The 10,085-nt window shown below is 35.4% G+C and carries 9 protein-coding genes and 1 tRNA gene; 5 read left to right on the forward strand and 5 right to left on the reverse strand.

Annotated features, from left to right (window positions below; genetic code table 11):
- Positions 1-763, forward strand: a 763-nt coding sequence (locus ABF281_RS08540) for a TCP-1/cpn60 chaperonin family protein (RefSeq protein ID WP_347181257.1), incomplete at its 5' end; no start/stop codon positions are given.
- Between the two features lie 69 nt (positions 764-832).
- On the opposite strand, the gene ABF281_RS08545 is transcribed toward ABF281_RS08540, so the two are convergent.
- Complete coding sequence (locus ABF281_RS08545; RefSeq protein ID WP_347181258.1) at positions 833-2,245, reverse strand: DUF4270 family protein; 1,413 nt, start codon at positions 2,243-2,245, stop codon at positions 833-835.
- 9 nt (positions 2,246-2,254) lie between these two features.
- Positions 2,255-3,064, reverse strand: a complete 810-nt coding sequence (locus tag ABF281_RS08550; RefSeq protein ID WP_347181259.1) for a glycogen/starch synthase — start codon at positions 3,062-3,064, stop codon at positions 2,255-2,257.
- A gap of 103 nt (positions 3,065-3,167) precedes the next feature.
- Between ABF281_RS08550 and panC the strand changes: the two genes are divergently transcribed.
- Genes panC through radA form a run of 4 tightly spaced genes read left to right on the forward strand, consistent with a single transcriptional unit; the run spans position 3,168 to position 6,811 of the window.
- Positions 3,168-4,013: a pantoate--beta-alanine ligase gene (gene panC, locus ABF281_RS08555; RefSeq protein ID WP_347181260.1), complete on the forward strand. Its 846-nt coding sequence runs from the start codon at positions 3,168-3,170 to the stop codon at positions 4,011-4,013.
- A 56-nt stretch (positions 4,014-4,069) separates the two neighbouring features.
- A complete protein-coding gene (gene panD / locus ABF281_RS08560; protein ID WP_347181261.1) occupies positions 4,070-4,420 on the forward strand; it encodes an aspartate 1-decarboxylase in 351 nt (116 codons plus the stop codon).
- A 2-nt stretch (positions 4,421-4,422) separates the two neighbouring features.
- The gene (locus tag ABF281_RS08565; protein WP_347181262.1) at positions 4,423-5,400 is read left to right on the forward strand and encodes a lysylphosphatidylglycerol synthase transmembrane domain-containing protein; all 978 of its coding nucleotides are present in this window, start codon (positions 4,423-4,425) and stop codon (positions 5,398-5,400) included.
- A 55-nt stretch (positions 5,401-5,455) separates the two neighbouring features.
- A complete protein-coding gene (gene radA, locus ABF281_RS08570; protein ID WP_347181263.1) occupies positions 5,456-6,811 on the forward strand; it encodes a DNA repair protein RadA in 1,356 nt (451 codons plus the stop codon).
- Between the two features lie 70 nt (positions 6,812-6,881).
- Here radA and gpmI read toward each other — a convergent pair whose 3' ends face one another.
- The 3 genes from gpmI to ABF281_RS08585 all read right to left on the reverse strand — a co-directional run bounded on the left by gpmI (position 6,882) and on the right by ABF281_RS08585 (position 10,071).
- Positions 6,882-8,399: a 2,3-bisphosphoglycerate-independent phosphoglycerate mutase gene (gene gpmI / locus ABF281_RS08575; protein ID WP_347181264.1), complete on the reverse strand. Its 1,518-nt coding sequence runs from the start codon at positions 8,397-8,399 to the stop codon at positions 6,882-6,884.
- 409 nt (positions 8,400-8,808) lie between these two features.
- Entirely contained in the window at positions 8,809-9,705 is an 897-nt protein-coding gene (locus ABF281_RS08580; protein WP_347181265.1) for an aldose 1-epimerase, read from the reverse strand.
- A gap of 284 nt (positions 9,706-9,989) precedes the next feature.
- Positions 9,990-10,071: transfer RNA gene (locus ABF281_RS08585), tRNA-Leu, on the reverse strand.
- Between the last annotated feature and the right edge of the window lie 14 nt (positions 10,072-10,085).

Below are 10,085 nucleotides of genomic sequence, written 5' to 3' on the forward strand. Positions count from 1 at the left end.
AGATATTGCTATCTTAACAGGAGGTACTGTGATTTCCGAAGAAATGGGATTAACTTTAGAAAACACAACATTAGAAGCTTTGGGAACTGCTGAAAATATCAGTATCGATAAAGACAATACAACTATTGTAAATGGAGCAGGATCTTCTGATGCTATCCAAGCAAGAGTTAACCAAATTAAAGCTCAGATAGAAACCACTACCTCAGACTATGACAAAGAAAAACTTCAAGAACGTTTGGCTAAACTAGCCGGTGGAGTTGCTGTACTATATGTTGGTGCTGCCTCTGAAGTAGAAATGAAAGAGAAAAAAGATAGAGTTGATGATGCTTTGCACGCGACTAGGGCTGCTGTAGAAGAAGGAATTGTTGCTGGAGGAGGAGTTGCTCTTGTAAGAGCAAAAACTGTCTTAGGAACCATCGAAACTGAAAATAGTGATGAAAAAACCGGTGTTGCTATTGTAAACAGAGCCATTGAAGAACCTCTAAGACAAATTGTAAGCAATGCAGGAGGTGAAGGATCTGTGGTCGTTGCCAAAGTGATTGAAGGCACAGGAGATTATGGTTACAATGCTAAAACCGAAGAATATGTTCAAATGTTTGCGGCAGGAATCATTGACCCTACAAAAGTAACTCGTGTTGCTTTAGAAAACGCAGCTTCTGTTTCGGGAATGATTTTGACAACTGCTTGTACACTGATAGATATCCCGGAAGAAACTCCAGCGATGCCTCCTATGGGTGGTGGTGGAATGCCCGGAATGATGTAAAAAAAACATCCCCACAAAAAAAACCCAATTCTACATGAATTGGGTTTTTTTTGTTTTATTTAAAAAGAATTATTCTTCAATTTTCGAATAAATGACTTCTAATTTGGGTGATTTATCGCTATCATTCAACAGTAAAGCTCCATTCGGCACAGAAGAAGAAAGAACAATCCCCGTTTGCTCTGAAGGCTCTCTTGCTTTTATTCTTAACGTTACGATATCACCATCAGCCAAAACTTCGTTAATAAAATTTGTCACATAAAATTCGATATATGGATGAATTTGATTTTCTGTATCTTCATAAGTAAGAACTCCATTGACTTGACCGACACCTAGTTCTTCGTAGTCTTGTAAAGCTAATAACGAACCATCCTCTTTGATTCCATACATATAAAAATCACTAAGGGTTTGACTGTCAATATCGTCTAAATATATTTTAATTTTAGCTTGATTGATCATCCAATTTTCTTCTTGAAAAACTGTACTATTTTCAGTGATAAAATGAGAGATGTCTACAGACGTTTCGTAACCTCCAGCCCCTTGAACATATGTTTTGTTAAGCGCTTCACTGTTCAAATGATTGTGCTCGTACAAACCATAAACTGCCCCTTGAAAATTAAAATCTAATTCTTTTGGGTTTATCAAGATGGTATCACTGGTTGTGGTTGTATTCACGTAACTAACTTTTAACGTTGCATCAGAAAGGTTTAAAGGCAACATAAATCCCGAACCATTTTTTTCTGCAGTTATTTTTAACCCTTTAAAAAAGCCAATAAAATCTTCGCTATTATCTATACTTAAAGTATCTAACTCATTTAATCTGTCCTCAAAATAATCACTATCCAAATTAATTTTCAAAGAATACTCTAAACTATCTGCAGTCGTATAAGAAGACTTAACCGTATAATTTGTGGATCCTAGAATTGTTTCCTCTCCTAAATCTTCTTTGGTTCCTGCATTATTTTTACCATTTGAGTAATATACCCTGGTTTTAGCATCTTCATTTCTTTGTTCTAAATAAGTTGTGAAGGTGGATACAGTTATATCAATAGAAGAAGAAATATCTCCGACTATATTGTCTATTGTAAATTCATCTGTTACCTCAAGATTTGGAACAAAGGACAACGGAAACTCTAATACTGCATTGACCTCACTTGATACTGTTATGGCATTTAAGGTGTCGTTTGAAGTTCTATTTACAGGATAGTTTTCCGACACCAATTGACTTACTATGGAAGCTTCTAAAGCCCCAAGTTTTGGGTCTGTAAATGTTCCTAAGAGATAAGTAGATAAAGAACTTGTTCTTACCGTATCTATTTCAACTGTCTCTAATACAGGGTCAACATATACTGTATCAATAACAAAATTATCATTGTAAACCAACCCACTTGTTGTGGTTACAATTTCATTTGTACAACTCATAAAAAAAACCATAGTAGCCAGAACTGTTATGGTTTTGTAATATTCTTTGTTCAAAAATCTCATATATAGCTTTTAGTTTAAAACTTTTTCAGAATAAAATTCTAAATATGCTTCAGCAAAGGTATCCTCTGTTTGGTAATCTAAGAATGGTTTCTCAAGATCTTCCAGGTAATCTTCAAGATCATCACTCACAAATTTACTTGCTTTAATCACCGCATCTGAATGATCAATGGCACTTTTGAGAAGATTTGAGAACGTTGGATTTTCTAAGCTCTTTGCTTTTTCCTCAGAAATTTCATCAAAACGAATTTTTTCAGCAAGACCTTTGTCAAGGGCGCCTTCAAATTCATTGTCATAAACAGAAACAACAATTTTGGTATTTGCAAACAAAGCATCGTCTTTATAATACTCCTTCAAGTAGAGTGGCAATAAACATGCCATCCAACCATGAACGTGAATAATATCTGGCGCCCAGTTTAATTTCTTTACTGTCTCAACTACCCCTTTTGCGAAAAAGATAGCTCTTTCATCATTGTCAGGAAAAAGATTATCATCTTCATCTAGGAAGGTGGCTTTCCTCTTAAAATATTCTTCATTGTCAATGAAATAAACTTGCATTCTTTCTTTAGGAATAGAAGCAACCTTTATAATCAAAGGCATATCAATATCATTCACAATTAAATTCATACCTGAAAGTCTAATGACCTCATGTAATTGGTGTCTCCTTTCATTAATCAAACCAAACCTTGGCATAAAAATTCTTGTCTGAACCCCCTTGTGATGGGCTTTTTTAGCTGACTCGAAAGACATTTCTGACATTTCTGTTAAGGGTGTATAAGGTGTTACCTCACTCGAAACATACAATACTCTCTTGTTCTTCATAAATCTTTCAATTATTGAATATAATTTTGCAAAAATACGAAAAAATACCTAACATATTGGTATTTATACTAAGTTTGCATTCGCCTAAAAGCAATTGTAACGAATGAAAGTCTTCTCTACTAAAGAATTAGCTAGTTCTCATCTTAGAAACCTCAAGTCCAGAGGCTTTACCATAGGATTAGTACCCACAATGGGTGCTTTGCATAAAGGGCACTTGTCTCTTATTGAGAAAGCAAAAAAAGACCATGATATTGTTGTGGTCAGTATTTTTGTAAACCCTACCCAATTTGACAATGCTGAGGATCTTAAAAAATACCCTAGAACGCTAGAGGAAGATCTTGAAAAATTAAAAAGAATAGATTGTGACTTAGTCTTTACTCCAACTTCCGAAGAAATGTACTCCAAAGAAGAAGCTGCCGAAATGTTTGACTTTGAAGAACTTGACAAAGAAATGGAAGGTAAATATAGAGACAATCACTTTAATGGAGTTGGAACTATAGTCAAGAAACTTTTTGAGGTGATTCAACCAAATAGCGCTTTTTTTGGTGAGAAAGATTTCCAGCAATTACAAATCATCAAAACATTAGTAAACATTACTAAACAACCCGTAAACATTGTTGGCTGCCCAATACACAGAGAAGAAGACGGGTTAGCGGGTAGTTCTAGAAATAGACGCCTAACCATAGAGCAAAGAAAAAGTGCTCCCTTCATTTACAAAACTATTGCCGTTGCAAGAGAAATGAAAGAAGGACATAGTAGTCCTCAAGAAATTAACCACTGGGTAGAAAACCAATTTAAAAACCACCCACACTTAGTTTTAGAATATTTTACAATCGCAAAAGAAAAGAACCTCAAGAAGACTAGTTGTTTTCTTCCAAAAGAGCAATATCGAGCATTTATTGCGGTATTTGCAGGAGAAACAAGACTGATAGATAATATCGCTCTTTAGGGTAAAAACAGAAAAGTTTTACCCTAAATTCAGATATAAATAATTATTTTTACCGCATGCAAATTGAAGTAGTAAAATCCAAAATACACAGAGTAAAAGTTACCGGAGCTGATTTAAATTATATTGGTAGCATCACTATTGATAAAGCTTTGATGGAAGCAGCCAACATGATTGAAGGTGAAAAAGTGTCCATCGTAAACATCAACAACGGTGAACGCCTAGAGACATATATCATTCCTGGAGAAAGAAATAGTGGTGAAATCACGTTAAACGGACCTGCAGCAAGACGTGTTGCTCCAGGTGATATTATCATTATTATTTCCTACGGACTTATGGGATTTGAAGAAGCAAAGCAATTTAGTCCGGCTATTGTATTTCCTGACGAAAACACCAATACACTTACCTAATCTTGAAACAGAACACCAAAAAAAAACTAAAAACAATATTACCCCTTTTACTGGGTGCTTTTTTAATTTGGTTGTCACTTTCAAAATTCACTACAGAAGAATTAAATGAAATCCAGAACTCCTTCTACAACGCCAATTACTGGTGGATTGGATGCTCTTTGTGCTTAGCTTTCTTAAGTCATCTTTGCAGAGCGTATCGTTGGAAATTTATGTTAAACCCTTTAGGATATCAAACCAAATTAAAAAACAACATCATGGCTGTTTTTGTCGCTTATTTGGTCAACTTAGGAATCCCCAGAGCAGGAGAATTTAGCCGCGCAGCTATTATAAATCAATATGAAGGGATTCCTTTTGACAAAACATTTGGAACTATTGTTGCCGAAAGATTAGCAGATATGTTGGTCTACTTTTTTTTAATTGCACTTGCTTTTTTTGCTCAGTATGATTTGATCAAAAACATAATCATAGCTAAAATCCCACACAATCCTATTTTAATCGGTTTTGTTGTACTCGTGTTTCCTACAGGATTCTACTTACTATTTATTTCAATTCAGAAATCAAAATACCCTGTTTTCATGAAAGTAAGAACCTTTTTATTAGGGTTGGTAGAGGGCGTAAAAACTATTTATAGTATGGAAAAAAAATGGAGCTATCTTTTCTATACGTTTTCAATCTGGACACTTTATGTATTGATGTTATACGTAGTGGTGTTTGCTTTTCCAGAAACAAGTCACTTGGGATTAGACGCCATTCTCATCTGCTTTATCATGGGAACTTTCAGCTTTGCCACCACAAGTGGAGGTATCGGTGCGTATCCTTTTGTTATACAGCAAGCCTTACTGCTCTACGCCATACCTGAAACTGTTGGCGCTAGCTTTGGATGGATTGCATGGACCTCACAAACCATTTTAATCATAGTTTTTGGTGGGCTCTCATTTTTATTATTACCTATTCTAAACAATACAAGTCATCAATCCTAATAATCTTTGATTTTTATTACATTTACGGCAATGGCCCATTTTAAAACGTTTCATCATGGCAAAAACTAAAACAACATATTTCTGTCAGAATTGTGGCGCCCAACATGCGAAATGGATGGGACAGTGTAGTACTTGTAAAGAATGGAACACAATTGTAGAGGAAATTATTACCAAAGAAGAAAAATCAGACTGGAAAATAGACAAATCTCCTCGAAAAGCAAATACTGCACTCAAAGTAAAGGATATAGAAATTCAAGATCAAATCAGATACAATGCTGTCAGCACTGAACTTAACAATGTCTTGGGAGGTGGAATTGTTCCGGGTTCAATTATTTTATTGGGTGGAGAGCCAGGAATTGGAAAATCTACACTTATGCTCCAAGTTGCTCTGAGCATGAAACACAAAGTTTTGTATGTGTCTGGAGAAGAAAGTCAAACACAAATTAAATTAAGAGCTGAACGGGTTCAAAACTTGAATGAAGATTGTTTGATCTTAACTGAGACCAACACCCAAAAAATATTTAAGTCTATACAAATAGAAGAACCCGAAATAATGGTTATCGATTCTATTCAAACCTTACACACAGACTATGTAGAGAGCTCAGCTGGATCAATTAGTCAGATCAAAGAAACGACAACCGAATTGATAAAATTTGCCAAAGAGACCGGTATCCCTGTCTTAGTGATTGGTCATATCAACAAAGAGGGAAGCATTGCTGGTCCTAAAATCTTAGAACACATGGTAGATGTCGTTTTGCAATTTGAAGGAGATAGAAATCACTCTTATAGAATTCTAAGAGCTTTAAAAAACAGATTCGGTTCCACACAGGAGTTGGGTATATTTGAAATGCGAAGTGGTGGTTTGCGAGAAGTAAAAAATCCATCAGAAATTTTGATCTCAAAAAAAGAGGGTGATTTGAGTGGTACTGCTATTGCCGCCACTCTAGAAGGAATGAGACCCTTGATGATTGAAGTCCAAGCGTTGGTAAGCACTGCTGTTTATGGAACTCCTCAGCGCTCCGCAACTGGCTATCATCTTAAACGCCTAAACATGATTTTGGCTGTCTTGGAAAAAAGAGCTGGTTTTAGACTGGGAGCAAAAGATGTTTTTTTAAACATTACTGGTGGGATTTCTGTAGACGACCCTGCTATTGATTTGGCTGTTATTGTTGCCGTTTTATCGAGCAACGAAGACGAGCCCATTCCTCAAAACTATGCTTTTGCTGCCGAAGTAGGTTTGGCAGGAGAAATAAGACCTATCAACAAAGTAGAACAGAGAATTAGTGAAGCCGAAAAACTAGGTTTTGAAAAAATATTTGTTTCTAAATTCTGTAAAGTCTCCCAAAAAGAAAGTCATATTGAGATTGTTAAAACTTCTAAAATTGAGGACTTGATTGATCTTCTATTCTAACTTTTACCCTTTTAATGTAAAAACCCAACAGATAAACTATTGGGCTTTATTTAAAAAATCTTTAACAATCTTAAACTAGAGGAAATCTTGTCATGTCTTCTGGTTGAGCAACACCAATCATCTTTAAAATTGTTGGTGCTACATCTCCCAACACACCATCTTTAATTTCCTTGATGCTTTCATCTATCAATATCATTGGAACTGGGTTCGTAGTATGTGCCGTATTTGGTGACCCATCAGGATTCATCATCACTTCACAATTACCGTGATCTGCAATGACCAAGGTAGAATAGCCGTTCTCTAAACCTGTTTCAATCACTGCTTTTGCACAATCATCTACAGCCTCACAAGCTTTAATAGCAGCATCCATAATTCCCGTATGTCCTACCATATCACCATTGGCAAAATTCAAACACACAAAATCAGCTTCACCTATCTTTAAATCTTCACAAAGTGCATCTTTTAATTCATAAGCACTCATTTCCGGTTTTAAATCATACGTCGCTACTTTTGGTGAGTTTCTTAATATCCGAGATTCTCCCTCAAATGGATCTTCTTGACCTCCAGAGAAAAAGAAAGTCACGTGAGGATATTTTTCTGTTTCTGCAATTCGAATTTGTTTTTTTCCAGCATTAGACAGTACTTCTCCTATCGTGTTTTTAATGTTATCGTTGTTATAGATAACATTGATTCCTTTAAAGGTCTCATCATACAAGGTAATTGTTGTGTAATACAAATCTAATTTTTTAGTTTGATGATCCTCGAAGTCATTTTGAGATAACATATTGGTTAACTCTCTACCTCTATCAGTTCTGTAATTAAAAAACAATACCACATCTCCTTTCTCAATTTTTGCCTTTGGAGTTCCATCAGCATTGGTCATGATTACGGGTTCTAAAAACTCATCCGTAATTCCGGCAGCATAATTATCCTGTAATGACGCAGTCGCATCTTGAGACATCACTCCTTTTGCATTGACTACTGCATGATAAGCCTTGGCAACTCGCTCCCAACGATTATCTCTATCCATAGCAAAATAACGACCTGTCATAGAAGCCAATTCACCGGTAGTGGATGCCATATATTGTTCTATTTCATTGATGAAAGAAACTCCAGATTTCGGATCAGTATCTCGCCCATCGGTAAACGCATGTAAAAACAAATTTTCTACTTCATTCTCTTTGGCTACATCTAGCAATCCTTTGATATGATCTATGTGTGCATGTATTCCTCCATTGGAAACCAACCCTAATAGGTGTACTTTTTTATTGTTTTCTTTTGCATACTTATAGGTGTCAATTAAAACTTTTTCTTGACCCAAAGTTTTATCTCTAACCGCCATATTAATCTTAGTTAAGTTCTGATAAACAATTCTACCAGCACCTAAGTTCATGTGTCCAACTTCAGAATTTCCCATTTGCCCATCAGGTAAACCTACATATTCTCCATCTGTACGTAAAGTAGCATTTGGATATTTGTGATATAAAGAATCAATATAAGACGTGTTTGCATTAAAAACTGCAGATACTTTTGGATCCTGAGTAACTCCCCATCCATCAAGAATCATTAAGATAACTTTTTTGTTCATTGTCGTTGAATTATAATTCTGGTAACAAATATAGTGAGATGCATCAATTAACTCTTAACAAATGACAAATAAACAAAGAAAAGGTTTTCGCAAGTAGTACATGGTATTGATCTTAAATTGACATCGAACTAAACCCTTACAGTCTCTCTTAAGAAACTTGACCATCTGACAAACTTCGGGCTTGAGAACCTCCAAGTTTCGCTCCTATCTAAGGCAATCATTGTAGATAGTTGATCAGTGGTCACGCATCGCTACAAGAAAAACAAAACCTGCATGGTAATCTGTATATTCTCTGATGATGTTAATTCTACCTGGCGAACAAGTCAATACTGGTTTTTAAGAAAAGTTTTCAGAAAATATTCTTATTTCTTTATGAATCCATTTGGCATCCATAGCTGTGCTTGTTCATCTATTTCTTATTTAAACTCACGCGCCAATTTATGGTGTAATTCTCTTTTGGTTTGAGTTCTCTCAATCCTATTTTATTGTTGAAACTGTCTGAAACCCCCGTGACTGGTTCTAATGCAATTGTGTTTTTTTTGGGAGGTGTATAGATTTGAAAATAATTATCTTGACCCGAAGTACTTAGGGTCATTTTATATTTAGGGGTCTCAAATAAAACACTACTATCTGATAGAGCATAACAATGATCTAACATTTTGTCATTAATTTCAAAAGGCATTTCTAATTGACTTCTTATGTGTCCTTTTGTAATCATTCTTTCATCAAACTGATACTCATTTGTTGCCTTAAACTCTAATCGACTATTGTACAAATCATCACTCAAAAAGTAAGGGTGCCAACCCAAAGTAAAAGGAAATGTTTGAGTATCTACATTTTCCACCTTTACTTTGACTTCAAGACTGTTCGGCGTCAAAACATAAGTTACTTCTAGAGCAAAAAGATAAGGAAATGCGTTGATTATAGAAGTAGGTGAATAAGAAAGAGTAACAGAAGCCTGATCGTTGGAAAGATCGGAATTGACACAAGCAAATGTTTTGTCAAACACCAACCCATGTAAGGCATTATGATTCTCAATTTCGTTACATTCAAATTTATAACCTAGACCTTTATAGGTGTATTCTCCGTCTTTAATTCTGTTGACGAAAGGAAAGAGTAGAGATGAAGCGTAAGTATCCTCATAGGCTAATGGATGGAGGTCTTCTATGACAGGTAGACTTTCTAAAGTCAACATTTGTAACGCAGCTCCCCAGTTCAAACATATGGTGGCGGCAGAAATATTTCTTTCCGCTACGATATCAATATAACTCAGTCCGTTCTGTTCTCGCTTATTAATTTTATACAATATTCAATGCTGTTTTATACTGGATACATTCAAATTACTTTACCATAAAAAAAGCAAATGCCATCCTACTTAACTTTCATTTGCGTGGATCAATTTTAGCCTCTGTAAAATCAAAACCGATTTTCTTATAAACACTTTCACAATATTAACTCCAATTTTTCTAACCACAAAAATATGCCGAGTGTTTGTTTTGACCCTAAATATTATTGAAAAAAGACAAACTTTCCAAAACATATGATGACCAAAATAAAAAGGGTTTTTGCAAATCTGCAAAAACCCTTTTGTACCTAGGGCGGGAATCGAACCCGCACTTCCGAAGAAACTGGATTTTGAATCCAGCGCGTCTACCAATTCCGCCACCTAGGCAAAGTCGATAGAAG

It is taken from the genome of Wenyingzhuangia sp., from assembly GCF_039768515.1.
Classification (GTDB): Bacteria; Bacteroidota; Bacteroidia; order Flavobacteriales; family Flavobacteriaceae; genus Wenyingzhuangia.

What these genes read in the sequence shown, in the direction of transcription:
- ABF281_RS08545 (WP_347181258.1), bottom strand. Translation starts at nt 2,245, where the DNA reads ATGAGATTTTTGAACAAAGAATATTACAAAACCATAACAGTTCTGGCT.
- ABF281_RS08550 (WP_347181259.1), bottom strand. Translation starts at nt 3,064, where the DNA reads ATGAAGAACAAGAGAGTATTGTATGTTTCGAGTGAGGTAACACCTTAT.
- panC (WP_347181260.1), top strand. Translation starts at nt 3,168, where the DNA reads ATGAAAGTCTTCTCTACTAAAGAATTAGCTAGTTCTCATCTTAGAAAC.
- panD (WP_347181261.1), top strand. Translation starts at nt 4,070, where the DNA reads ATGCAAATTGAAGTAGTAAAATCCAAAATACACAGAGTAAAAGTTACC.
- radA (WP_347181263.1), top strand. Translation starts at nt 5,456, where the DNA reads ATGGCAAAAACTAAAACAACATATTTCTGTCAGAATTGTGGCGCCCAA.
- gpmI (WP_347181264.1), bottom strand. Translation starts at nt 8,399, where the DNA reads ATGAACAAAAAAGTTATCTTAATGATTCTTGATGGATGGGGAGTTACT.